Origin of the sequence: Mesorhizobium sp. M0751, assembly GCF_040320265.1 — a bacterium.
GTDB lineage: Bacteria > Pseudomonadota > Alphaproteobacteria > Rhizobiales > Rhizobiaceae > Mesorhizobium.
This window is the reverse complement of the sequence record NZ_JAMYPH010000002.1, coordinates 389470-414247: the sequence shown is the minus strand read 5'-3', so window position 1 is coordinate 414247 and position 24778 is coordinate 389470. Positions and strand designations below refer to the sequence as shown.

Genomic DNA, 24778 nt, shown 5'->3' with positions numbered 1-24778 from the left:
TCTATCTCTTTATTTTTGCGCAATTCCCTAGGGAAAGCGCTACGCGATTTTCCCGGGAATTGCTCAGGCGCAGCTCGGAACTCTGTAAGCCGTCCGTAAGTCGCGGTCTGGGAACCTCAGCCCGTCGATCAAAACCGATCGCCGGAGGCCTGAAGCCCCCGATACCAACACTCACAGGAAGGAAAAAGGTCATGCCGTATACTGCCAGAGCAACTTCGAGAGTGCGTGCCGGCGCCATCCGCGCTGGAGCCACAAGACTTTCCGACCAACTCAGGATCGGGCCTTGGTCGCTCCTCTCGCCTGAAGCTGTCATACAGCAAAAGTACAACTCCCTTGGAGGCGCCGGCTTCGCCGAGATCGACAGGAAGGACACTGGAAAAGCCTGGTATCTCAAGAACGGCTCATGCATTTGCTACAACGATGCCATGCACGACGCCTTTGAGATCCATGGCGAAATCTACAAGAAGTGGATTGCGCTTGGCGGTCTCGCGTGGGGCATTCCCTGCACCGACGAAACCGGAACTCCCGACGGCGTCGGCCGATACAATCACTTCAACAACAATACCGCTTCGATCTACTGGACACCGAACACCGGTGCTCAGGCGATTTGGGGGGCTATTCGCGGCAAATGGGCAGCAATGGGCTGGGAGCGCTCGGTTCTCGGCTATCCGGTGACCGACGAAACCGGGACTCCCGACGGCGTCGGGCGCTACAACCATTTTGCCAATGCCGGCTCGATCTACTGGACACCGAACACTGGAGCCAACGTGGTGTACGGTGACATCCGCAAGAAGTGGGAGAGCCTGGGCTGGGAACAGTCATATCTCGGCTATCCCACGACCGACGAGACCGAATTTGCCGATGGTGGCCGTGCCAATCTGTTTGAAAACGGTGGCATATACTGGTGGCCCGACACAGGCGCGATCGACCTTCGAGATGTCGTCGTCCACTATACCGGCCTCCATTGCTTCGGCGAGACCGACTGGGATCAGGGGTCGAGTGCGGATGAACCATATGTCATCGTCAGCGTGACAACGCCGCAGATCGCCGACACCAAGCGCAGCCAGGTCTACGGCGACGTCGATGCCGGAGATACAAGACCCGACCTTATGGAAATTTATCGAGGCAAGCCCTACGGCATCAATATCGGTACGGTGCTGATGGAAAATGATTTTGGCGATCCCAACAAATACAAGGACGAGGTGCAGAAGATCGTCATGGGTGTCCATACGGCCGGTACGCTGGCTTTGGGCCTCATTCCGGTGGCAGGACCTATCATTGCCGCCATAGCCGGCCCGGCCCTGGGATCCTTGATGCCATCGATCGGCGGCGCCATCAGCGATCTCTTCGATTGGGGCGATGACAGGATCGGGAGCGCGACAGTGACCATCTCCGCAAAGCAGATGGTGCTGCTCGCGGCACGCACGAACAATACCACCTTCAGCGGGATCGGGTTCAAAGTGGAAACGCCCCTGATTTCCGGCGATGGGGCTTCCTACAAAGCCTATTTTGGCTTTGTGCCTGCCTAGGCCAATCGCCCCGGCAAAAAAGCTTGCCGGGACAATCTACTTACCAGCCCCGCCTTCCGTTGGCGGGGCTGACAGTTCGCGACTGAGAGATTTATTTCCATAGCGGTCGTCGCAAGGCGCGGTCCAGATGCGGCAGCGCCGATCAGCATAGCGGGCAAGCATTCGTTGCCTACCCCCCGCACAGCCCGTAGCGCCGCCATGAACGCGGCTCCTTCGGCCGGGACGATGGCGACGGCATTAAGTGCAGTCACCTCAACGACGCGGCCGCAGCCAGCCAGGCCGAGCCGGACCGGCGGAAACCGGATCAGGCGGTGCGCAACCCCACGCGATGACAGCCGACATCAATCAGGATGGAAAGAGGACGATTACAAGAGCGGGCATGCATCACACCAGCCCGCGCTTGGCCATCATCGCTGCCGGGGAAGGCATCTTGCCGCGGAAGGCGGTGTAGAGTTCTTCCGGGTCCTTCGAGCCACCGGCGGCGTAGATGTTCTCGCGCAACCGCTCGGCCAGCGCCGCGTTGAAGGGATCGCCTGTTTCCTCGAAGGCGGCGAAAGCGTCGGCGTCGAGCACTTCCGACCACATGTAGGAGTAATAGCCCGCAGAATAGCCATCGCCCGCAAAGATATGGCCGAAATGCGGGGTGCGGTGGCGCATCGCGATGGTGTCGGGCATGTCGAGCTTTTCGAGCGTTTCGGTTTCGAAACGAAGCGGCTCCTGCGGCGCATCCGGCCGCGCATGGTAGGCCATGTCGACCAAGGCCGAGGCGGTGAACTCGACCGTGGCGAAGCCGGCGCCGAAGGTGCGCGCCGCCAGCATCTTGTCGACCAGCGCCGTTGGCATCGGCTTGCCGGTCTTGACGTGCAGCGCATGCTTTTCCAGCACCGCCGGCACGGTCAGCCAGTGTTCGTAGAGTTGCGACGGCAGCTCGACGAAATCGCGGCTGACCGAGGTGCCAGCGACCGATGGCCAGGTAACGTCTGTCAGCATGCCGTGCAGCGCATGACCGAATTCGTGGAACAGGGTCTTGGCTTCGTCGACTGACAGCAAGGCCGCCTCGCCGGCCGGCGGCTTGGCGAAATTCATGATGTTGTAGATGACCGGCCTGGAGCCATCGCCAAGCTTGTAGCCGGATTTCAGCGCGCTCATCCAGGCGCCAGAGCGCTTCGAGGGTCGCGCGAAATAATCGGCGAGGAACAGACCGCGCTCGCTGCCGTCGGCATTCTTCACGACGAAAACACGTGCGTCCGGATGCCAGGTGGCAATGCCCTTCTTTTCCTCGAAAGAAATGCCGAACAATCGTGTCGCCACGTCGAAACAGGCCTCGATGATGCGGCCGAGCTGCAGATACGGCTTCAGCTCGGCCTCGTCGAAGGCGAATTTCCGTGCGCGCAGCTTCTCCTGATAGAAGCGCCAGTCCCAGGCAGCGAATTTCTCGTTGCTGCCGGCCTCGGCCGCCAGCCGCTGCAATTCGGCCTGGTCGCTTGCGGCCTTTTCCACCGCCTTTTCCCAAACCGGATCGAGCAGCGCGTGCACCGCCTCCGGCGTCTTGGCCATGGTATCGTCGAGCTTCAATGCGGCGTAGGAAGCATAGCCGAGCAGCTTCGCCTTCTCGGCGCGCAGGCGCAGCATGTCGCGCACCACTTCCGTGTTGTCGGTGGCGCCGCCATTCTGACCACGCATGATGAAGGCGCGGAACGCTATCTCGCGCAGATCGCGGCGTTCTGAGAAGGTCGAGAATGGCTCGTAGATCGAACGTGACAAAGTGACGGCGTAGCGGCCCTTCTGGCCGCGCATTTCGGCGGCTTCCGCCATCGAGCTTTTCAGGAATTCCGGCAGGCCGGCAAGGTCAGCCTCGTCGAGGAACAGCGCCCAGTCGCGCTCGTCGGCAAGCACGTTCTGGCCGAATTTGGTGCCGAGCGACGACAATTCCTCGTTGATCGAGGCAAGCCGCTTCTTGCCTTCGGCGTCGAGCCTGGCGCCGGAGCGGACGAAGTTTTTCCAGGTCTTTTCCAGGACCCGCAGCGTTTCGGCATCGAGCTTCAAAGCCTCGCGACGCTGATAGAGGTCGTCGATGCGGGCAAACAGTCGTTCGTTCATCGAGATCGCCGAGAAATGCCGCGACATCTTTGGCGAAATGTCGCGCTCCAGCGCCTGGATCGCCTCATTGGTGTGGGCGCCGGCGCGGCACCAGAAGATCGAGGAGACATGGTCGAGCGCTTCGCCGGCAAGCTCGAGCGCGGCAAGCGTGTTTTCGATGGTCGGTACCCCGGTGTTGCCGGCAATCGCCTCGATCTCGGCCTCATGCGCCTTCAGGGCCGCGTCGAATACCGGAGAAAAATCGCCGTCGCCGATGCGCGTGAAATCAGGCAGGCCGAGCGGCCCTTGCCATGCGGTCAGCGGATGGGCGGCGAGGTCGACAGTGGACGGCATGGGCAAACTTTCGCTGGGTGGCGGGAGGAGATGGATCGTCACCGATGTAAGGCGCCGGCCGGTTGCGCGCAACAGCGCGCCCCGTTCATGATTTCCTCAATAGCCATCGCAATTTTCCGCGATCGCGGCTTGCGAACTGGCGGTGATCTGGTCGTTGGCGACCGCAAAGGTCTCCTGCATCAGCATGTCGTTGCTGGGAAAATCATAGCAGGCGATCACAGTGGTGACGCCGCCCTCCGATTTCTCGATCCGATGGCGGATTTCGGCCCCGGCGACGGCGCCTTGCCACTCGGCGATCGAGGCGATGAATTCCTGCTTGCTTTGCACGACGCCGAGGTCGTCGAGCTTGATGCGGACGTTGTCGGCGAGCAGGTCCGACAATTCGCTGCGGTCGGCGACGAGCAGTGCCGAATACCAGCGGTCGATGATCGCGCTATCGTCGGCACGGGCGAAATCTGCCGAGCAGAGCAGTGCTGCCGCCGCGAACGCGTCCCGAAGTCGCGTCATGCCCAGCCTCCTACTCCGTGTCGGGCCGCTCGAAATCGCCGGTGTCCTTGTTCATCACCCAAAGCTCGCCGGTCGAAATATCGAACCAGGCACCGTGCAGTGACAGTCGCCCCTTGCCTTCGAGGATTGAGACGCAAGGGAAGGTACGCAGATTGGCAATGGAATAGCGGATCGAGATGCGCTCCAGGGCCGTCTGGCGCTCGGTCGCGGTCATGAAGGTGCTGGACGAAACGGTCTCGGCCGCCGGCGCGATCAAGCTCATCCATTTGCCGATGAAATCGCCCGGCGACAAGGGCGCGGCCGTGGTGTCGAGCGCTGCGCGGATGCCGCCGCAGCGGCCGTGGCCCATCACCACGATGTTCTTGACCTTGAGGCTCTGCACCGCAAATTCGAGCGCCGCCGATGTCGAGTGGAACTGATCGTCGGGCGCATAGGGCGGCACCAGATTGCCGACATTGCGCAGCACGAACAACTCGCCCGGCCCGGCATCGAAGATCGCTTCGGGCGCGGCGCGGGAATCGCAGCAGGCGACGATCATCGTTTCCGGTGCCTGGCCCTCCCGCGCCAGCGAGCGATAACGCCCGCTTTCGGTGAGATAGCGGCCACTCATGAAATTGCGGTAGCCGGTGAGAAGATGCTCGGGAAGGTGGGGCATGGGCAGCGGTGGGACCTTTCCGGGTTGAAGGCACGGTTCAATCCCGAAAGGCTCTAGCGCATCGGCCTGAAAATCGGAACCGATTTTCGGCAGGCGGGATGGCGTGGTTTCGACGTGCCAGCCCGTATTTTGACACAGGTGAACGAACGCCCTTAATCGGCCTCAGAACCGCAGATTGGCGCCGGCGCGCAGCAGAAGCCAGTAGAACAGGCCGGTCGCGCCAACGCCAGCAGCATCGCCAGGAAGAAGCCGCTGGGCCTCTCGGCAAGTCACCAGAAGCAGCAGCGTAGCCAGGCAATTGAACCCGGCCGGCGCACTCCTGGACTATTCCGCGATCTCCAGCAGCGTCGATATCAGCAGCCGGCGCTCTTCGGCGGAGAGAATGTCCGAACCGAACAGGTTCATGCTGCGAAGCCCTTCGATGGCGAGATAGCAGACCAGCAGCGCCCTGAGGTTCGGAGTCTCCCCCTTCAGCCGCTGGAACAGCTGCCGCCTGAACGATTTTATCGGCGTCAGGAAATCGGGATCCTCGGCAATCGCCGAAAAAATCCAGGACGCAGACGGTTTCGACTCCTCCGCATGCTCGGCCGAAAGCCTGATATAGGCCGCAAGCGGACTCTCTCCGCTGACGCCGTTGGTGCGGGCGGCCTCAAGTGCCTGTTGGAACGCACTGAGGTAGTCCTCCACCAGCGCCTGCATCAATTTCGCCTTGGTCGGGAAATTGTAGAGAAGACCACCTTTCGACACGCCGGCACGGCTGGCGACCGCATCCAGCGACAGGCTGCCAGGACCCGTCTCGCGCGCCACGTCGGCGGCGGCGGCGAGAATCTTCTCGCGCGAATTTGCTCTGCGGGCCTTCATCAAGCGTTCCCCATTCATTAGCTTAGGCGGAATTGACAAGACCGTCCAGACGGTACAGTAAGATCGCCGTCATTTGAAATTGGGACCTGTCACAGGTATGTGTTCCGGTCGTCCGACCGTTATGCTGGGCCATGGCCGAGGGGACTGTTCGTGATCAAGCGCTTCATCATCGCCTTCATCCTGCTCGTGCTGGTGTGTGGCGGCATCGTCGGCTTCAACCTGTTTCGCGACAATGCGATCAAACAGTTCTTCGCCACCATGAAGCCGCCGGCCGCGACCGTGTCGACGGTCATCGTCAAACCGATGTCCTGGACGCCCGGCATCGAGGCGATCGGCACTGTCAGTGCCGTACGCGGCGTCGACCTCACGGTCGAAACGGCGGGCATCGTCAAGGACATCCTGTTCCATGCCAATCAAAAGGTCGCCGCCAACGCCGTGCTGCTGCAGCTCGACGATGAAGTCGAGCGAGCCGATCTCGTGGCGTCGAAGGCGCAAGCCACATCCGACCAGACGACGCTGATGCGCGCTCTCGAGCTGCAGAAGCGCGGGGTCGGCACCGACGCTACGCTCGACACGGCGCAGGCCGCGGCATCGGTCTCCGCCGCGCAGGTAAACAAGCTGCAAGCGGTGCTCGACCAAAAGCAGTTGACGGCCCCCTTCAAGGGTACCGTCGGTATTCCGAAAATCGACCTTGGCCAGTATCTCACACCCGGCACCGCCGTCGTGACCTTGCAGGACTTGGATACGATGCGTGTCGATTTCACCGTGCCGGAGCAGCAGCTTCCGCAGCTGAAGATCGGACAGACGGTGCGGCTGGGCGTCGGCGGTGGCGACATGCCGTTCGCCGGTAGCATCCGCGGTATCGATCCGAAGATCGACCCGACCAGCCGGCTGGTGACGGTGAGGGCGGAGGTCGGCAATCCGGAAGGCAAGCTGACGCCGGGCCAGTTCGTCCAGGTGCGCGTCGAACTGCCCGAGGAGAACAACGTGCTGGCGCTGCCGCAGACGGCACTGACTTCCAGCCTGTACGGCGACTTCGTCTTCGTGGTGCGCCCGGCCAAATCAGCCGAAGCCAACGGGGCGGCTCCCGAGGCGAAGCCGGAGGAAAAGCCGGCTGCAGATGCTGCCAAGCCCGCAGCCGAAGCACCCGCGGCAAAACCCGAAGAAAAGCCGGCCGCTACCCCAGCCAAACCGGCAGCGGAAGCCAAACCGGCAGCGGAAGAACAGAAGCCACAGCTCGTGCTCTCCCAGGTGTTCGTCAAGCCAGGCCGCCACAACGCCGGCCTGGTCGAGATCCTGGAAGGCATCCAGCCCGGCGACGAAGTCGTTACCGCCGGCCAGAACCGGCTCTCCAACGGCATGTCCGTTGCCGTCGACAACACGATCGATCCGAGCAAGCCGGGGAACCAGCAGGCAGCCCAGCAATGAGCTTTTCCGACCTCTTCATCCGCCGCCCGGTCCTTTCGACCGTGCTTGCCTGCATGATCCTGCTTCTGGGTTTTCAGGGCATCTTCAACCTTTCGATCCGGCAGTATCCAGAGGTTGAAGAAACGGCCATCACGATCACCACGGCCTATCCCGGCGCCAGCGCCGACCTGATCCAGGGGTTCATTTCCGCGCCGATCGCGCGTGCCGTCGCTTCGACCGAAAACATCGATTATGTCACGTCGTCGAGCCGGCCGTCCTCCAGCACCGTGACGGTGCAGATGAAGCTCGGCTCCGACCCCGACGTCGCGCTGAACGAGGTCTTGTCGAAGGTTCAGAGCGTTCGCGGCGATCTGCCGGACGAAACCAAAGACCCGGTGATCGTCAAGGGCACCGGCCAGCAGTTCGCGATGATGTATATCTCGATGCAGAATCCGAACATGACGCCGGAACAGCTCACCGAATATATCGAGCGTGTAGTGCGGCCGCGTATCTCGACGGTCGAAGGTGTTGCGGACGTGCAGATTTTCGGCGCCGCCGAATATTCGATGCGTGTCTGGATCGACCCGATCAAACTGGCGGCGCGCGGCGTGACGGCGGCGGAAGTGCTGACCGCCATCAACGAATCGAATTTCCTCTCCGCGCCCGGCGATACCGAAAACGAATATGTGGCGGCCTCGATTACGGTTCGCTCGACCCTGCAGACGCCGGAGGCTTTCGCTGCCCTTCCGCTCCGCTCGAAAGACGGCAATGTGGTGAGACTGCGCGACGTGGCCCGCGTCGAGCTCGCCGCGGTGAGCACCGACACCAGGGTCACCTTCAACGGCAAGCCCGGCATCTTTCTCGCCATCTTTCCGACGCCGGCCGCCAATCCGCTGACCACCGCGGCGGCGATCCACAAGATTGTGCCGACCATCCAGGAGACGCTGCCGCTCGGCATGACGATCGAGATCGTCTATGATTCGACCGAGCAGATCAGCGCGTCGATCGAGGAGGTGTTCAAGACCATCGGCGAGGCGGTCGCCATCGTCATCGTCGTCATCCTGCTCTTCCTCGGCTCGTTCCGCTCGGTGCTGATGCCGATCGTGACCATTCCGCTGTCGCTGATCGGCGTCTGTTTCCTGCTGTTTTCTTTGGGTTATTCGATCAACCTATTGTCCTTGCTGGCCATGGTGCTGGCGATCGGACTCGTTGTTGATGATGCCATCGTGGTGGTGGAAAACATCCACCGCCACATGGAGGAAGACGGTTTGTCGCCGATGCAGGCGGCCTTCAACGGCATGCGGGAGATCTCGTCCGCCGTCGTCGCCATGACGATCACGCTGGCCGCGGTGTTCGCGCCGCTGGCCTTCACCGGCGGTCTGACAGGCGCACTGTTTCGCGAATTCGCGGTGACGCTTGCCGGCTCGGTGGTGCTTTCGGGTGTCGTCGCCCTCACCATCACGCCGATGATGTCGGCGCGTATCCTGAGGTCCGGCTCGCATAGCCGCTTCCAGCGCATTGTTGACAATACGTTCGGGCGCGTCGAACACATCTATGAGCGGCTGGTCACCGGTTCGTTGAACTATCGCCCGGTGACGCTGATGATCGTCCTCGCGCTGGTCGCCACGACCGGTTTCATGTTCACCAAGACCTCGAGCGAACTGGCGCCGGAAGAAGACCAGGGCTTCTTGCTGTCTATTGTGAACGCGCCGCGCTATGCGACGTCGAACTACACCGAGACCTATGTGAACCAGATTCTCGGGCTGGTGAATGATATCCCCGAAACCAGGGCGCGGTTCTCCGCTGTCGCGTTCCAAGGCCCGACGAACAGCGCTTTCGTAGGCTTTGCGTTCAAGGACTGGGCCGAGCGCGCGCGCAGCTCGAAGGAACTTCAGGAAGACATCACTGCCCGCCTTGCCAAGGTGGCGGGCGTCGAGGCTTTCGTCTTCGCGCCGCCGACGCTGCCCGGCTCCGGCGGCGGCCTGCCAATCACGATGGTGGTGCGTTCGACCGGCGAGGCATCTGAAGTCTATGAGGCGGCGGAAAATATCAAGAACAAGGCGCAGGCCTCCGGTCGCTTCCTCGCCGTGCAGAATTCGATGTCTTACGACGCGCCGGAAGTGACGGTGACGATTGACCGCGATCGCGCCGCGGCACTCAACCTGCCGATCGCCGATATCGGCCGGACGCTGACCCTGTTGGTCGGTGGCGCCGAGGTGGCGCAATTCGACCGCGAATCCAACAGCTACGACATCATCCCGCAGGTACCGCAGCAATTCCGCGATAATCCCGAAAAGCTGGGAGAGTATTTCGTGCGCAGCGTGTCGGGCGAGATGGTGCCGCTCTCGGCGGTGGTGAAGATCTCGACCAACGCGTCGCCGGCCGCCATCGAGCAGTTCAACCAGTTGAACTCCGCCACGATTTCCGCTCTGCCATTGCCCACCGTCACCACCGGTGACGGGCTGAAGACCATCGAGGACATCGCCAGGGAAAGCCTGCCCGACACGTTCTTCATCGACTATACCGGCCAGTCGAGGCAGGAGAAGCAACAGGGCTACACGATCATCATCGCCTTCGCGGCGGCTGTGCTCGTCATCTACCTGGTGCTGGCGGCGCAGTTCGAAAGCTTCCGCGACCCACTGATCATCATGATGGCGGTGCCGCTCTCGATCTTCGGCGCGATCGTGCCGCTTAATATCGGGCTCGGCACGCTCAACATCTACACCCAGGTCGGCTTGATCACGCTGATCGGCCTGATCACCAAGCACGGCATCCTTCTGGTCGAGTTCGCCAACCAGCAGCGTGAAATGCACGGCATGCGGCGGCGCGATGCGATCATCGCGTCGGCCAGGGTGCGGCTGCGGCCGATCCTGATGACGACGGCGGCGATGGCGCTCGGCGTGGTGCCGCTGATCATCTCCAGCGGCGCTGGTGCCGCGGCACGCTATTCGATGGGCCTGGTGATCTTCACCGGCATCCTGGTCGGAACCATGTTCACACTGTTCGTGGTGCCGATGTTCTACACCTTCATCGCCAGCAAGGACCTGCCGCATCACGCCGAGAAGCCGGATCCGAAGCTGATGCCGGTAATGCCGGACTAGGTCGTACTAATAAAGAAGGCTGGATTTCCGGCCTTCTTGGGCGCGACGAGAAGCATCGCTCATTTGACGATGACGATGCTGGTGTTGGCCGGGCCGAAGACCTCGACGAGCTGGTAGAAATCGGCGGCGTTGTCCGGATGCAGACGCACGCAGCCATGCGAGGCCGGCTGGCCGAGGCGCTTGATGGCGCTTGTCGCATGTACGGCGTAGCCGCCGCGGAAGAACACCGAATGCGGCATCAGGGCGTTGTCGTATTTCTTCGAATACCACATTTCATGCATGCGGGTCGGCTTGAACGAACCGGTCGGCGTGACGTGCGTCCTGTCGCCGGTCGAGACCTTCCAGGCGAATGTCGGCCGGCCGTCGACCAGGATTTCCATGGTCTGCTGTGACAGCGACACACGCGCGACGATCTTGTTTGCGGCGGCGTGGGCTGCGCTGTTGCCGGCACTGACAAGCAAGGCAGTACCGGCGATGAGGGCTGCGGCGATGTTGATGAGCTTGGCGGAAATGGCAGTGCACATGATGTCCCCCTTATTCTGCCGGTCGGGGCCGGCTCAATTCGATGACCGGCTTATCGGGACGTCATGTTTCAAGCCGATTTCGCTAGATGCTCGTTTGTGTTTCGATTCTGTTTCCCCTGGTTAACAGAAAAGGTCCGTGAAAAGCGGCTTGCAGTTGCACGACGTCGTCATGACGGCGGCGTGTTTGCCTAGGCGGTTCGGCCAAACCGCGGCACCAATACGCGATTTCTTTTCGTTTGAGAGGAATTCACCTGACTCCGAAACCGAGCTGCAACAAAGCGCGGCTTCGGCGGCATGATCCGGATACAGCGAACAGAGAAAGTTGACCTAACGAAAACAGCCGGCAACGAACGATCGGAAGCCAACACTGTTTTCGCTACGGTCTGGATTGGTCTGGACAGTTTCCAGCCTGCGCGTCGGCCGGCTCAAGCCCCTCTGGCGGGGGCGGCTTAGGGCCGTTGAGGATGCGCGGCGCCTCCGGCAACTTGCAGCCGAGAGGACCGAAGGCCCGCGCCGCAACGGGGGGCTCCGCTGGCGGCGCGGGCGCTTCGGGGGTTCCCCTGAAGTGCCCGCAAATTCCAATTTTGAGGAACGAACAGGATGAAAACGAAATTCGCTGCTTCCGTGCTTTCCGCCCTGCTCTACGTGCAGGGCCTGCTCGGCATTGCCGGCCTCGCCACCGTGCTGCTGAAGGAACGTGCCCATGCCGGCGAAGTCAGCACGAACGGTGATATGCCGTCCGGCCCGTCGCTTCTCGTGGTGCGCTGAGGAAAGAGCATCGGGACTCCAAGAGTGGAAAACCGGTTTTGCGAAAACCCGATGCTCAAGACAAAAGGGGTGGCCGTCCTGCATTCAATCGGCGAATTGCGTCGGCGGATCGAACCGGTAACCCGCACCCCGTATGGTGGTGATGGTTTCGGTATCGAGCTTGCGGCGCAGCCGCACGATGCGCGAATCGATCGACCGATCGAAGGCTTCGGCATTTTCGGCGGGCGCGGCGGCGATGATGTCGTCCCGCGTCAGCACCTTGCGGGGGCTGGCCAGGAACAGCCTGAGCAGCGCCACCTGCCCGGGGGATAGCTGTTCTTCCGTGCCCGAGCGGTGCATGACAATTGCCGATCGGAGATCGACGGTCGCGTTCTCCAGCACGATCAGTTCCCCGGCGCTCCTGCCGCGCCGAGCCAGAAGGCCGCCGATGCGAGCGGCAAGCTCCCTGACATTGAGCGGGCTTTCGACGACGTCGGCGGCGCCGAGTTCGAGTGCCAGAACCTTGTCGACCAGATCGGCCGGGCGGCAGATCAGGATGAAATCCGGTCCACCTTCGCCGCCATGTCGCCTGAGCAGGTCGCGCCCCTCCGCCTGGCTGACGCTGTCGCCGACAACCGCGACATCGATACCCTTTTCCGAAAGCAGCGATTCGGCCTCCCACGGCTGTCGCGCCGCACGGACGTCATGCCCGCGCCGCTCGAGATGGTCGGCGAGATCGGTCGCGATTACTTCAGCGACGGAAACAAGCGCGATAACGGATCGTGCAGCCATGTTTTTCTTCCCCGCATGCGGCAACCCAAGAAGAGTGCTGGACATCATGTTTATACCCAATCTACTTTCCGCTGAAAGCGGGAGCGAAAGCATCGTGCGGGCACGAATTGTCATTGTCGAGGACGAGCCCGACCTGAGGGACGCGGTCGCCGAGTATCTCGGCGCCAGCGGCTATGATGTCGCTACGGCCGAAAGTGCGGCGGCGGCGCGCGACCTCCTGGAAACCCAGTCTTTCCATCTGGCCATTCTCGACATCGCCATGCCGGGCGAGGACGGCCTGTCGCTCGGCCGCTGGATGCGGTCGAAAATGCCGATCGGCATCATCTATGCGACGGCCGCCGGTACCGCGCTCGACCGCATCGTCGGACTGGAGCTCGGCGCCGACGACTACATCGTCAAGCCTTACGAATTGCGCGAAGTGCTGGCCAGGGTGCGCAGCGTGCTGCGCCGCGTTCCTGAGCCGACCGAGCCACAAAAGGCCAAGGCTGAAACATCCGGCGGTCGCCGGTCCGTGAGCTTCGGACCCTTTCACGCTGATCTCGACGGCAGGCTCGTCACCGGCGCCAACGGCGCGGTCATCGACATGGCCAAGAGCGAGTTCGACGTGCTGGAGGTGTTCCTGACGCGCGCCAACCGGCTGTTGACGCGGGCGGCGATCTCCGAGGCGATCGGTTTCGTCGAGGACCCGGAATCGTCCCGCGCCGTCGACATCCGCATCATGCGGCTGAGGAAGAAGATCGAGGCGGATCCGGCCAATCCGAAATTCCTGCGCACGGTGCGCGGCGAAGGCTATATCTTCTCGCTGCCAGCCGGTGAAAACAACTAAGGCCCAGGAGGCTTGAGCAAGCCACGGCCAGGAAATGACGGCTGACCATGACGGCTGAAACAACACGCGCGGACGTGCAGGGCGCCAGGCAGGGCGCGGCGATGGCGGCCGTGCATGTGGTTCGCCGGCTGCGCGAAGCCGGCGACTGGCAGCGCGAGATGGAGGGTATCCTCCAAACGCTTTGCGAAGCCATGGATTGTCACCGCGGCATCCTGTTTCGCCTGCGCGAACTGCCAGGCCAGGGCTTCGCCCAGTCGGTCGCCGCTTATTGGATCGCCCCCCGGTTTGGCGGCGAGCTGGCGTCACCGACCGTCATCGTGCAGTCGGTCGTCGATTCGGACCCATTGCTGGAACGGCTGGCGGAGGACGAGCGTCAAGGCAAGATCTTCGCCGGGCACACACGCGATCTCGAAGGCTTTCTGCGGACGGACTTCGAGAAGCAGAACATCAAGTCGTTCCTGTCGGTGTCGGTCTTTTCGCACGGTAATTTGTGGGGCACGCTGGCGGTCAACGACTGCATCCACGAACGCGAATGGACCGACCAGGAAGAGGCGGCGCTGCACATGGTGGCACTCGCCATCGGCGATGCCATCGAACGGTCGCCCTCCGACGCGCATGCCAGCGACGTCATTCGCCGCACCATGCTGCAGGCCTCGCTCGATGCCATCATCGTCATCGACGAGACCGGCTCGATCATCGAATTCAATCCGGCCGCCGAGAAGATGTTCGGCTATCGGCGCAGCGATATCCTCGGCAAGGACCTGCTCGATACGGTCGTGCCGGAATATTACCGCAAGGGCTATGCGTCGGGCGCCGAATACATGTCGGGCCGCGGCGCGCCGATGGTCGGCCAACGGCTCGAAACGGTCACCCAGAATGCCGCCGGCGAGGTTTTTCCGATCGAGCTGACTGCAACCGAGATGCGGGTCGCCGATCGCCAGCTGATCTTCGGCTCCATCCGCGACCTGCGCGACAAGTTGCGGGCTGAGGAGGAAATCAACCGCCAGCGCGAAAAACTGCACCAGAACGAGAAGATGGCGGCAATGGGCTCGCTGCTTGCCGGCGTTTCGCACGAGCTCAACAATCCGCTGGCCGTGGTTGTCGCCCAGTCGACGCTGCTGCACGAATTCGCCGCCGATCCGCAGACCAAGGTGCGCGCCGAAAAGGTGCGCGCCGCTGCCGAGCGCTGCGGCCGTATCGTCAAGAGCTTCCTGTCGATGGTCCGCCTGCACCCGGCCGCACAGGCCGAAACCGACCTTAACCAGGTGATCCGCGCCGCACTCGAAGTGACCGCCTATGGTGCACGGTCGAGCGGCATCATCATCGACACCGATTTCGCCAGCGGTCCGCTGCTGGCCATGGCCGATGCTGACCACGTGACGCAGGTGGCCGCCAACTTCCTTATCAACAGCCAGCACGCCTTGGCCGGCGTTGCCGGCGACCGCCGGATCAAGGTCCGTACGTTTCGCAGCGACCGCGGCAATCCCGGATTCTCGGTCGAGGACAACGGACCAGGCGTGCCGGAAGCAATACGCTCACGCATATTCGAGTCCTATTTCACCACCAAACCGGTCGGTGTCGGTACCGGCATCGGCCTGTCGATCTCGAAATCGATCATCGAGCGGCACAATGGCAATATCTGGTTCGAGGAGGTTTCGCCGAGAGGTGTGCGTTTTGTTGTGCAGCTGCCGGCTATCGCAGCCAGCGCGGCCGCCGCCGGCGAAGCTCCGTCGCGGTCGAGCGGCTTGCGTCACGCGCTGATCATAGACGACGAGCCGGATGTCGCGGCGTCGCTCTCCGATATTCTGGAGCTGATGGGCATCAAGTCGCGGATCGTGCCGGCCTGGGTCTCGGCCGCCGCGACGCTGAGCGGCCATGTGCCGCCGGACATCGTGTTTTCCGATTTGCGCATGCCCGGCACCAGCGGCATAGCCGCCTATCGCGAGCTACTCGCCGAAATGCCGGGTCTGGCGCGGCGCTTCGTGCTTGTCACCGGCGATCTGATCGGCGCGAAAGGCGAGATCGAGGCGCTGCCGGCGCCGCAGCGGCCGCCGATCCTCGAAAAACCGTTCAGCACGCTGGATGTGCGCGGCGTGCTCTCGGCCATTGCCGAGCAGGCCGCTCTGGGCGGCTAGACTCCACGATCTCTCCCGGAAGAAAAAAGGCTCCCGGCCGACATTGCGGCGGGAGCCTGACTGGAGTGCTGGAGGGCGCTCGCAAAAATCAAAAAACGTTCGGCGTATCAGCCAGCGGGGCGGCATTGGCGATCATGCGGACCGGTCGTGCCTTGCCCGACTGGGCAGCGATGACGCGCAGGCAATCCAGGCTCTCGGCGCCCCAGGCCTGCCCCTTGCAGGCAAAATCGATCTCCGGCACCGGCAGGCGCGCCGTCTTGGTGGTGGTGGTCGCGCCATCGATGAGGTTGGCCGGCGGGTTCAGTGAGGCGAAGGCCGGACCGACGGTCGGCGTCAACGCCATGCCGGCAAATGCTGCAGCCGCCAGCAGCATGAACATCGCCATTGGATGATCACTGGCGCGCTGGCGCAGCGCCAGCTTCGGGCGCCGGTCATTACGCTGGGGACCCTGCTGGCGAAGGTCGGTCTCGGTGAGCTGGATTTTCGTACGCATCGTCGTCGTTTCCTTCGATCTTCTTCTTTTCCCTGTTGAAACGAACTTAATCGCACCTTGTAACCGGCCAACGATGATGGATTAACGATTGTGTAACCGGCATGAAACCAAGCCCGCGGCCATTCCTGGGCAAACCGATCTGGCGTAGCTGGCAGCACCGGTGGCATTCCGTGGTCGTTTTCCGCTATCCACGGCACCAGATCCACGTCGCCTCTCCAGGCCCACGGAGCGTCGGGCGCTCAACAAGCGTAAGGGGATTAACGTCTGGAATTCCCGGGATTTTCCCGGCTTCGATCGTTCGGACTCGGCTCTCAAATCCCGCTCGATTTCCCGTCAAGAATTCGCCCAATTTTCGCAAGCCATTGCATTTCAACGGAAAATATGCTTGTATTGAACGAGTATTCAATAATACAGAGCCTTTTATGAACCCGCATCTGCGTGACGTGGCAATCCCCAACGATTGGGATCGGCGGGGGCTGCCGGGCTGGAGCTATCATTCCGACGCCTTGCTCGAACTCGAGAAAGAGCACGTCTTCCGCAATCATTGGCAGATCGCCGGCCATGTCTGCGACGTGCCCAACGCCGGCGACTATCTGACGATGGATGTGGTCGGCGAGCGGGCGCTGATCGTGCGCGGCAAGGATGGCGTTGTACGCGCCTTCAACAATATGTGCCGCCACCGCGGCAGTCGCGTCGTTGCCGACAGCCAGGGCACTTGCAAGAATGCGCTGGTCTGCCCTTTCCATGGCTGGGTCTACAATCTCGACGGCACGCTGCGCGGCGCTGCCCGTCCGCGTTCCTTCCCTGACCTCGACAAGACCGAATTCGGCCTGATGCCGCTCGAGCTCGAAATCTGGATGGGCTTCATCTTCATCCGTTTCCGCAAGGGTGGGCCTCAGCCATCGGTGGCCGAGCTGTTGAAGCCGATCGAAGCCGAGATTGCCCATTACGGCGTCGCCGAGATGGTGCCGTCCTGGGGCATCTGGACCCAAAAGACGCCGGTCAACTGGAAGTCCGTGCGCGACGTCGACAATGAAGGCTACCACGTCGCCATGGCGCACCCGGCGCTGCAGGATCTTTACGGCGCGACCTATTTCGACGAGCCGTTCGTCAACGGCGTGTCGCGCTCGTTCGCCACTTACAACCCGCATGCCGGGCGGCGCTGGAGCGTCGCGGAATATATCAAGCTCGCACCCGAGGCGAAGCACCTGCCGGAGCACCTGCGCAAGGCCTGGATCTACTACGGCATTTTCCCGAACAACGCGCTGTCGATCATGCCGGAATCGGTGCAGTTCTATCAGGAGTTCCCGCTGTCGACGGGTGAGACGCTGCTGCGCGGCGCCATCTACCGCTATAGCGACGAGACCAGGGAACAGGCGGCTGCCCGCTACCTATCCTACCGCATCGACCGCGACACGCTGGCCGAAGATGTGCAGCTTTCGATATGGTCCAACGAATCCATGCTGTCCGAAGCCTTCGGAGGTTTTTACCTCTCCGATCTCGAATATGGCGTGCGCACCCACCACGACCATTTGCGCAAGCAAATTCCCGTGCTCGGATTGGAGACCGCGCCCGAGGAGAAGGATATGTGGGCGCTCAACGAGGCGCTCAGATCACGCTCCTGACGCCCTGGTCCTCAGGCCCAAATGGCGACGGGAATGCCGAAACGATCGGCTAGCGGCGGATCCGGAAACGGCATTGCCTCGCCTCTGATGATGCGACCGGCAACCAGCATCATCGCCGCGGCATCGAGGAAATCGTCGGCGGCCGCGCCGCGCGGCGGCGTCTGGTCGAGAAAACCCTGGCTATAACCATGCCGGGCAAGCAGCGCCTTGCGTTCGGCCATGCCGGCCGGATTGATGTTGCCCCTGATCTTCTTTGGCAGGCGCATCGCCCGGTCGCCGTTCAGTTTACAGAAGGCAACTTCCGGATGCGATTCGAACACGCGGCTGCGCAGTTCGGGGCGCGCGACCAGCAGCGAATCGATCTCGCGGATCTTGGCGAAGATGCCGAAGGCCTGGATCGAGACGCCGCGCGGCGGATCTGAGGTCGTCTTGGCTACCTCACTTGCCTTGCGATGTGCGGCGTACCAGGCGTCGACCGTGGTGAAGGCTTCGATCTCCGCGTAGAGCGCGGCGCGGGAGGGGATGGCAAAGACACTGGACTGCCGGGCCCCAAGCAGCGGCCGCACCAGCGCCTCCGGGCCGCGACCGCCTCTTTGGGAGAAATCGGGCAGGCCGATTGGCATATCGACCGCAACGGTCGCATTGACGGGCAGTCGGTCGAGCAACGCCGCGAAGCTTGGGAAAACGGCTGTCGACGGTGTCGCACCGGGATCGCGGCGGACGGCTATCCAGCCGGCCTTGCAACCGTCGACGCCGACAAGGGTAACATCCGCGGGCACAACATCCCAAGCCACAACATGGTCGGGCGCAAGATCCTTGGGCGCATCATCCTGGGGCGCGGCGTCTTCGGCCTGCCTCACGCCCAGCGGTCCCGTTCCGGATGCAGGAGATGGCGAAGCTGCACCATCGCCATCGGGTGCGACAGGCTCTGGGCATCGGTCTCGAGCTGCAATTCGTCGCCGCCGCGCTTGGCGGTGCGCGCCAGGATCTCGTAGACCGCAGCCGTGGTCGATTGCAGCGCCTTGGCGGCCGGCTGGCCGGACAGGATCCGCGCCAGGTAGACGGCCGCCGTCAGGTCGCCGAGCCCATTCGGCGGCTTGTCGATGAGCCGGTGTTCGGCAAGCAGTGCCTCTCTGCCGGTGAGCAGTAAATTGCCGGTGCCGCCGGCCATCATCGCTGGTGCCGAAGTGACCAGCATTGCCGGTGGGCCGGCTTGCAGGGCTGCAGCCATTGCCGATTTCAGGTCGGGCAGCGGCGCTCCGGCCATCCATTCCAGCTCGTAGCGGTTGGGCGTGGCGATATCGGCGATCGGCATCAGCCGGTCGCGCATGGCGATAGCGGTCGGCTCAGGTACGTAGAGGCCGCCCGAATCGCCCATTACCGGGTCGCAGATATAGAGGGCGTTCGGCGTCTTCGCCTTCACCGCGCCGACCAGCGAAGCGACGGCTTCGGCCTGGCCGGCCTCGCCGAGATAGCCGGACAGCACGGCGCCGACCTCGCCCAGCCACGGCGCGCGCTCGAGGTCGGCCATCAGCGCGTTGAACTGGTCCAGCGGCGGGACTATGCGGGTGGCCCGGCCATGGCCCGGATGCCAGGGCAGGATGACGGTCGGTACCGCCCAAACGGGAAAGCCGAGCGTCTCCAGCGCAAAGACGGCGGCGCGGTTGCCGACCGAGCCACGTGCGACATGGCTGGAGACGACGATGACCGCGCGCGGCGCGTCGGTTTTTTCGGCGCTCATTGATTTTTCCTAACCGCCCCTGGTGACGAAAAGCACGAGCCAGATCAACAGACCGATGGCAATAAGCAAGCCCGCTGCCCGACCGATGCGGGTGCCCCAATATTCGATCGGGTCCGATCGATCGGCATCGGCCGCGGTGACGTGGTCGCGCGCGCCTTTAGTGGTTCGTGCAAGGAAAGAGGTGCCGCCCGGGTCGGTCTCGCGCGCCACCCGTTCGATGATGCGGCGCGATTCCGCGTCGCTGTCGTGGCGTTTCGCCATGGTGATGTCCCGTTTTATGCCGAGCTTAACCCGTTCGCCTCGTCTGTCACAGGGCCCGACGGCGAATGGTAGAAAACCAGTAACACTTCTCGGCCGAAGTCATTTTCTTGCGCAAGGATTGTGCTAATGCTTCGCGTGCCAATGCTATCGAGGGGACCTTATCATGCTTGTCCAGCGCCTTTCTTCACCGCCAATCTTCCGTAATCTGGCTGCGTTCCTGGTCATGGCCGTCATGCTGCCGCTGCTTGCCGGCTGCGGCTACAACACCATCCCGACGGCTGAGGAAAACGCCAAGGCAGCATGGAGCGAGGTGTTGAATCAATACCAGCGCCGCGCCGATCTCATCCCCAATCTGGTCAACACGGTCAAGGGCTACGCCGCGCACGAGAAGGATACGCTCGACGCCGTGGTCGAAGCGCGCGCCAAGGCGACGCAGGTGACCGTGACGCCGGAAACGCTGAACAATCCGGAAGCCTTCAAGAAATTCCAGGACAGCCAGGCCGGCCTGACCAGCGCGCTGTCGCGCCTGCTGGCAGTGGTGGAGAACTATCCCGATCTCAAGGCCAACCAGAACTTTCTGGCGCTGCAAGCACAACTCGAAGGCACTGAGAACCGCATCACGGTCGCCCGCCGCGACTATATCCAGGCAGTGAGAGAGTACAATCTGACGCTGAGGACTTTCCCGTCGGTGATCTGGGCGACCTTGTGGTTCCGCGGCAACCAGCCGTTTGCGAATTTCACCATCGAGGAGGACAAGATGCAGCCGCCGAAGGTCGATTTCGGCACCAACACCACGCAAGGCGGGTGAACGGCGCCTGTTGAGCCTGGGCCTGTTGGCCTTGTATTCCTTCTCGCCCCCCACTGTCCTGCCGGCCATCTCCCCACAGAGGGGGATGGGAAGAAACGCCGGCCTGATTTTTTTTGGCTTCGTTCTAACCTTTCTCCTCCTCCCGCTCACCGCCCTTGCCGCCGAGCTGCCGGCGCTGACCGGACGGGTTGTCGACAATGCCGGCATCATCGATGCCGCGACCGAGGCGGCGCTGACGCAGAAGCTTGCCGAGTTCGAGACCAAGGGCTCCGACCAGATCGTCGTCGCGACCATCCCGAGCCTCGACGGCGAGGAGATCGAGCCATACGCCAACCGGCTGTTTCGCGCCTGGAAACTCGGCCAGGCGAAGGAGAACAACGGCGTCCTGCTTCTGGTGGCGCCGAACGACCGCAAGATGCGCATCGAGGTCGGCTATGGGCTGGAAGGCACGCTGACCGACCTGCACACCAAGCTGATCATCGAAAACGACATGGTGCCGGCCTTCCGTGCCGGCGATTTCTCCGGCGGTATCAGCAAGGCCGTCGACGACATGATCATGGTGCTGGAAGGCAATCCCGAAGAGCTGGAGGCGCGCGGCGAACGCAACCAGCAGCCGCCGTTCAACAGCGACGATCTGTTCTTCACGATCTTCATAGCCATCTGGGCAATCATCTTTTTCGGCGGCCTCGCAGCCTCCATCCTGCCGCCGATCTTCGGTCAGAAGATCGGTCCCGGCCGCTATCGCTGGCTGGGCATGACCTTCGAGCCAAGCCGGCGGTCGTCCGGCGGCTGGTCGGGAGGTTCCGGCGGGGGATGGTCGTCGGGTTCAAGCGGCGGCGGGTTTTCCGGCGGCGGCGGTTCGTCGGGCGGCGGCGGCTCTTCGGGAAGTTGGTGACGAGATGACAAGACACGCCATCAGCCCAGTGGAATCCGGCCGTTTCATCAAAATGATCGGCACCGCGCTTATGGCCATGGCGGTGCTGCTGGTCGGCTTCGCGGCCCTTTCCGCCGAACTGCCTGTTCTGACCGGACGGGTCGTCGACAGTGCCGGCATCATCGATGCCGCGACCGAGGCGGCGCTGACGCAGAAGCTTGCCGATTTCGAGACCAAGGGTTCGGACCAGATCGTCGTCGCGACCATTCCCAGCCTCGACGGCGAGGAGATCGAGCCATACGCCAACCGGCTGTTCCGCGCCTGGAAACTCGGCCAGGCGAAGGAGAACAACGGCGTCCTGCTTCTGGTGGCGCCGAACGACCGCAAGATGCGCATCGAGGTCGGCTATGGGCTTGAAGGCACCCTGACGGACCTGCACACCAAGCTGATCATCGAAAACGACATGGTGCCGGCCTTCCGTGCCGGCGATTTCTCCGGCGGCATCAGCAAGGCCGTCGATGACATGATCATGGTGCTGGAAGGCAACCCCGAAGAGCTGGAGGCGCGCGGCAAGCGCAATCCGGCGAACGACAATCCTGTCGATCCGATCTTCATGCTGTTCATCGTCCTCTGGGCGACGATGTTCTTCGGCGGCTTGGCAATGGCGTTCCTGCCGCCGATCTTCGGCACGAAACTCTCGCCGGGCGTGTACAAGTGGCTGGGCATGACGTTCCGCTACGGCCGTGGGCCAGCTTCGTCACCCTCCGGTGGCGGTGGCTGGACGTCGGGGACCTCGTCCGGCAGTGGCTGGTCGTCTGGAAGTTCCGGCAGCGGGTGGTCGTCCGGAAGTTCCGGCGGCGGGTTTTCAGGCGGCGGCGGTTCGTCCGGCGGCGGCGGTTCTTCAGGAAGCTGGTGAGACATCAATCATGGCAACACGACCGATCAGCCCCGAGGATCATGAGCGCATCGCCGATGCGATCCGCGCTGCCGAATCAAAGACCGACGGCGAGATCTACTGCGTCGTGGCGCATGCCAGCGACGGCTATTTCTTCCCGGCCGCTTTCATGGCGATGCTCGGTATGCTCGTCGTCAGTCTCGGCGTTGGTTACGGGCTGGAAGCCTGGTGGCTGTCGATCCGCTTGCCGCATTTCGTCATCGCCGAGCTTCTGGCGCTTGCCAGTGTGCTCATCCTGTTGTGGGCATTGCCCGCATTGCGCATCCATTTGGTGCCGAGGCGGCTGCGCTACCAGGCCGCCCACGCCAATGCGATGAAGCAGTTCCTCGCCCGCAACGTCCACCGCACCACGGCGCGCACCGGCGTGCTGGTGTTCGTCTCGATCGCCGAGCGCTACGCCGAGGTGGTTGCCGACAGCGGGATCGATTCTCGTGTCGGCCAGCATGTCTGGGACAGTGTCGTCCGCGACCTTACGGCGCATGCCGGCGACGATCGGCTTGCCGAGGGGTTCGTCAAGGCGATCCAAGCGGTCGGTGCGGTACTGGCCGAGCATTTTCCGGTCTCGACCGGCGACAGCAACGAACTGGACGACCATCTGGTCGAGATTTGATCTCGCTGAAAGCAGTTTGCAGCGTCTCAAGGACGCACCGTTCGGCTGTGTGAAAGCATCGCGGCGGCTGACCGGACTCTTGCAATCGGGCGCGGCGGGTTTATGGTTAACCAATCATGAATACGCTGAGCATCGACATCAGGAAAGCCGAACCGCGCGATGCAGCCGCCATCGCCGACGTGCATCTCGAGGCCTGGCGCGGCGCCTATTCGGGCATCATCCCGCACCGCACGCTGACCTCGATGATCAACCGCCGCGGCGCCGACTGGTGGGCGAATGCCATTCGCCGCGCCGCCACCGTCCTGGTCGTCGAAATCGGCGGCAAAATTGCCGGCTATGCGACGATCGGCAAGAACCGCGCCCGCGAACTCAGGCAGCAGGGCGAGATCTACGAACTTTACCTGCGGCCGGAATATCAAGGCATCGGGCTCGGCAGCCGGCTGTTCTCGGCCGCACGGGCACGGCTGGCCGACCATGGCCTGAAAGGCATGGTGGTCTGGGCGCTGGAAGACAATCAGAACGCACTTGCCTTCTATGCCGGCGCCGGTGGCCGCGATGTTGCCGAGGGCGTCGAGATCTTCGAGCAGAAGGCGCTGAAGAAGGTCGCTTTCGTCTGGGAATGACGGCCAGCGCATGATCCGGCCGGTTCCCGGTCGGACGATCTCCCCAGTACCATTCGCCGCATTGCACCATTCGCCGCCGCCCGCTATCGATCTTCAATCGAGAGAGGGATAAAGCGATGCGTATCGAAGCGATTGCCAGCGGAAAGAACCCGCCCGAGGACGTCAACGTCATTATCGAGGTGCCGATCGGCGGCGAGCCGATCAAGTACGAGATGGACAAGGAAGCCGGCACGCTGTTCGTCGACCGCTTCCTGCACACTTCGATGCGCTATCCCGGCAATTACGGTTTCGTACCGCACACGCTGTCGGGCGACGGCGACCCGATCGACGTGCTGGTCTGCAACACACGCGCGCTGGTGCCGGGCTGCGTCATCAATGTGCGGCCGATCGGCGTGCTGGTGATGGAGGACAATGCCGGCCAGGACGAAAAGGTGATCGCGGTGCCTTCACCCAAGCTGACCTTGCGCTACGAGGACGTCCACGAATACACGCAATTGCCTGACATTACCCGCCAGCAAGTGCAGCACTTTTTCGAGCACTACAAGGATCTCGAACCCGGCAAATGGGTCAAGATCGAAGGCTGGTACGATGCCGCCTATGCCAAGAAGATGATCGTCGAGGCAATCGAGCGGGCCAAGCGCAAGTAATTATCGGGCACAAATAATCAGTTGTCGACGCGGCCGAAAGCGGGCGTGTTGCCAAGCACCTCACGCTTGTCCTTGCCGCAGGCGAAGGAGCGTGCCTTCTCGTCGGCAAGCTTGCGCGCCTGATCGTTGGCGGCGGGATTGCCGGTGGCGAGCACAAGGCCGATCGTGCAGCCTTCGTGGGCGTCAGGCTGGGCAACCTTGGCGACGATCAGCACTTCCGTCGACTTGTTCTCGCCCTCGGTATCGCTGATCGAGCGACGATGAATGACGGCGAAGGGAATGGCAGTTTTGCCGTTGGTCTCGATCCGCCACTCGACTTTGGGTCCAGCCGAATTGAGGCCGGAAAAGCTTTCCCAGACCGTGGTCATATCGCCAGGTGGAAAGCCGTAGAACAGCGATTCCCGCGCGTCGTCATAGGAAACCAGCACCGGGTAACCGCGGTAGCCCGAACAGGCGAGATCGGCCCAGTCGCCGTCGCCTTCTTCCGCCTGGGCATAGGTGACGCAGTCCTTTTCCCAATCGAGATCGGTATAGACGCTGGATATCTCGCCGGCCCGGGCCGCCTGGCAGAAACCGGCGAGGACAAGCAGGATCAAAAGAGCGCGCATGGCGGACAACTCGGTT

The 24778-nt window shown here is 62.6% G+C and carries 24 protein-coding genes; 13 read left to right on the top strand and 11 right to left on the bottom strand.

Annotation, left to right across the window (positions count from 1 at the left end; translation table 11 throughout):
* Positions 1-59 precede the first annotated feature (59 nt).
* Entirely contained in the window at positions 60-1529 is a 1470-nt protein-coding gene (locus tag NKI19_RS04685; RefSeq protein ID WP_352564703.1) for an LGFP repeat-containing protein, read from the top strand.
* A 384-nt stretch (positions 1530-1913) separates the two neighbouring features.
* On the opposite strand, the gene NKI19_RS04680 is transcribed toward NKI19_RS04685, so the two are convergent.
* The 4 genes from NKI19_RS04680 to NKI19_RS04665 form a co-directional block, all read right to left on the bottom strand.
* The gene (locus NKI19_RS04680) at positions 1914-3968 is read right to left on the bottom strand and encodes a M3 family metallopeptidase (RefSeq protein ID WP_352564738.1); all 2055 of its coding nucleotides are present in this window, start codon (positions 3966-3968) and stop codon (positions 1914-1916) included.
* Between the two features lie 90 nt (positions 3969-4058).
* A complete protein-coding gene (locus tag NKI19_RS04675) occupies positions 4059-4469 on the bottom strand; it encodes a nuclear transport factor 2 family protein (RefSeq protein WP_352564702.1) in 411 nt (136 codons plus the stop codon).
* Between the two features lie 10 nt (positions 4470-4479).
* Positions 4480-5124, bottom strand: coding sequence for a carbonic anhydrase (locus tag NKI19_RS04670; RefSeq protein WP_352564700.1), 645 nt, complete (start codon positions 5122-5124; stop codon positions 4480-4482).
* 324 nt (positions 5125-5448) lie between these two features.
* Entirely contained in the window at positions 5449-5985 is a 537-nt protein-coding gene (locus NKI19_RS04665) for a TetR/AcrR family transcriptional regulator (protein WP_292663723.1), read from the bottom strand.
* Positions 5986-6135: 150 nt separating this feature from the next.
* On the opposite strand from NKI19_RS04665, the gene NKI19_RS04660 reads away from it, so the two are divergent.
* Positions 6136-7413: an efflux RND transporter periplasmic adaptor subunit gene (locus NKI19_RS04660; RefSeq protein WP_502899233.1), complete on the top strand. Its 1278-nt coding sequence runs from the start codon at positions 6136-6138 to the stop codon at positions 7411-7413.
* Positions 7410-10493, top strand: coding sequence for an efflux RND transporter permease subunit (locus tag NKI19_RS04655; protein ID WP_352564698.1), 3084 nt, complete (start codon positions 7410-7412; stop codon positions 10491-10493). The genes NKI19_RS04660 and NKI19_RS04655 overlap by 4 nt, the downstream gene beginning before the upstream one ends.
* 59 nt (positions 10494-10552) lie before the next feature.
* Here NKI19_RS04655 and NKI19_RS04650 read toward each other — a convergent pair whose 3' ends face one another.
* Entirely contained in the window at positions 10553-11017 is a 465-nt protein-coding gene (locus tag NKI19_RS04650; protein WP_352492218.1) for a L,D-transpeptidase, read from the bottom strand.
* 600 nt (positions 11018-11617) lie between these two features.
* On the opposite strand from NKI19_RS04650, the gene NKI19_RS04645 reads away from it, so the two are divergent.
* Entirely contained in the window at positions 11618-11785 is a 168-nt protein-coding gene (locus NKI19_RS04645) for a hypothetical protein (RefSeq protein ID WP_352492217.1), read from the top strand.
* An 84-nt stretch (positions 11786-11869) separates the two neighbouring features.
* Here NKI19_RS04645 and NKI19_RS04640 read toward each other — a convergent pair whose 3' ends face one another.
* Complete coding sequence (locus NKI19_RS04640) at positions 11870-12556, bottom strand: winged helix-turn-helix domain-containing protein (protein WP_352492216.1); 687 nt, start codon at positions 12554-12556, stop codon at positions 11870-11872.
* Between the two features lie 46 nt (positions 12557-12602).
* On the opposite strand from NKI19_RS04640, the gene NKI19_RS04635 reads away from it, so the two are divergent.
* Positions 12603-13382 (top strand): response regulator, encoded by a 780-nt coding sequence (locus NKI19_RS04635; RefSeq protein WP_352492215.1) that lies wholly within the window; start codon positions 12603-12605, stop codon positions 13380-13382.
* A gap of 47 nt (positions 13383-13429) precedes the next feature.
* The gene (locus NKI19_RS04630; RefSeq protein ID WP_352492214.1) at positions 13430-15517 is read left to right on the top strand and encodes a PAS domain S-box protein; all 2088 of its coding nucleotides are present in this window, start codon (positions 13430-13432) and stop codon (positions 15515-15517) included.
* An 88-nt stretch (positions 15518-15605) separates the two neighbouring features.
* Here NKI19_RS04630 and NKI19_RS04625 read toward each other — a convergent pair whose 3' ends face one another.
* Positions 15606-16010: a hypothetical protein gene (locus NKI19_RS04625; RefSeq protein ID WP_352492213.1), complete on the bottom strand. Its 405-nt coding sequence runs from the start codon at positions 16008-16010 to the stop codon at positions 15606-15608.
* A gap of 422 nt (positions 16011-16432) precedes the next feature.
* Here NKI19_RS04625 and NKI19_RS04620 point away from each other — a divergent pair, with 422 nt between their 5' ends.
* Positions 16433-17635: an aromatic ring-hydroxylating oxygenase subunit alpha gene (locus tag NKI19_RS04620; protein ID WP_352492212.1), complete on the top strand. Its 1203-nt coding sequence runs from the start codon at positions 16433-16435 to the stop codon at positions 17633-17635.
* 11 nt (positions 17636-17646) lie between these two features.
* On the opposite strand, the gene NKI19_RS04615 is transcribed toward NKI19_RS04620, so the two are convergent.
* The 3 genes from NKI19_RS04615 to NKI19_RS04605 all read right to left on the bottom strand — a co-directional run bounded on the left by NKI19_RS04615 (position 17647) and on the right by NKI19_RS04605 (position 19637).
* Positions 17647-18414 (bottom strand): DUF429 domain-containing protein, encoded by a 768-nt coding sequence (locus tag NKI19_RS04615; protein ID WP_352492275.1) that lies wholly within the window; start codon positions 18412-18414, stop codon positions 17647-17649.
* 77 nt (positions 18415-18491) lie between these two features.
* Positions 18492-19376 (bottom strand): pyridoxal kinase PdxY, encoded by an 885-nt coding sequence (gene pdxY / locus NKI19_RS04610; protein WP_352564696.1) that lies wholly within the window; start codon positions 19374-19376, stop codon positions 18492-18494.
* Positions 19377-19385: 9 nt separating this feature from the next.
* Complete coding sequence (locus tag NKI19_RS04605; RefSeq protein WP_352492210.1) at positions 19386-19637, bottom strand: hypothetical protein; 252 nt, start codon at positions 19635-19637, stop codon at positions 19386-19388.
* A 163-nt stretch (positions 19638-19800) separates the two neighbouring features.
* Here NKI19_RS04605 and NKI19_RS04600 point away from each other — a divergent pair, with 163 nt between their 5' ends.
* The 6 genes from NKI19_RS04600 to ppa all read left to right on the top strand — a co-directional run bounded on the left by NKI19_RS04600 (position 19801) and on the right by ppa (position 24154).
* Entirely contained in the window at positions 19801-20445 is a 645-nt protein-coding gene (locus NKI19_RS04600) for a LemA family protein (protein WP_352492209.1), read from the top strand.
* 85 nt (positions 20446-20530) lie between these two features.
* Entirely contained in the window at positions 20531-21340 is an 810-nt protein-coding gene (locus tag NKI19_RS04595; RefSeq protein WP_352564694.1) for a TPM domain-containing protein, read from the top strand.
* Between the two features lie 52 nt (positions 21341-21392).
* Positions 21393-22235 carry a TPM domain-containing protein gene (locus tag NKI19_RS04590; RefSeq protein ID WP_352492274.1) on the top strand — a complete coding sequence of 281 codons (843 nt, stop codon included), beginning with the start codon at positions 21393-21395 and terminating at the stop codon, positions 22233-22235.
* A gap of 10 nt (positions 22236-22245) precedes the next feature.
* Positions 22246-22884: a TPM domain-containing protein gene (locus NKI19_RS04585; protein WP_352564693.1), complete on the top strand. Its 639-nt coding sequence runs from the start codon at positions 22246-22248 to the stop codon at positions 22882-22884.
* Between the two features lie 116 nt (positions 22885-23000).
* Entirely contained in the window at positions 23001-23507 is a 507-nt protein-coding gene (locus tag NKI19_RS04580; RefSeq protein ID WP_023678138.1) for a GNAT family N-acetyltransferase, read from the top strand.
* Between the two features lie 116 nt (positions 23508-23623).
* Positions 23624-24154: an inorganic diphosphatase gene (gene ppa / locus NKI19_RS04575; protein WP_023721304.1), complete on the top strand. Its 531-nt coding sequence runs from the start codon at positions 23624-23626 to the stop codon at positions 24152-24154.
* A 17-nt stretch (positions 24155-24171) separates the two neighbouring features.
* Here ppa and NKI19_RS04570 read toward each other — a convergent pair whose 3' ends face one another.
* Positions 24172-24762, bottom strand: coding sequence for a hypothetical protein (locus NKI19_RS04570; RefSeq protein ID WP_352492206.1), 591 nt, complete (start codon positions 24760-24762; stop codon positions 24172-24174).
* Positions 24763-24778 lie beyond the last annotated feature (16 nt).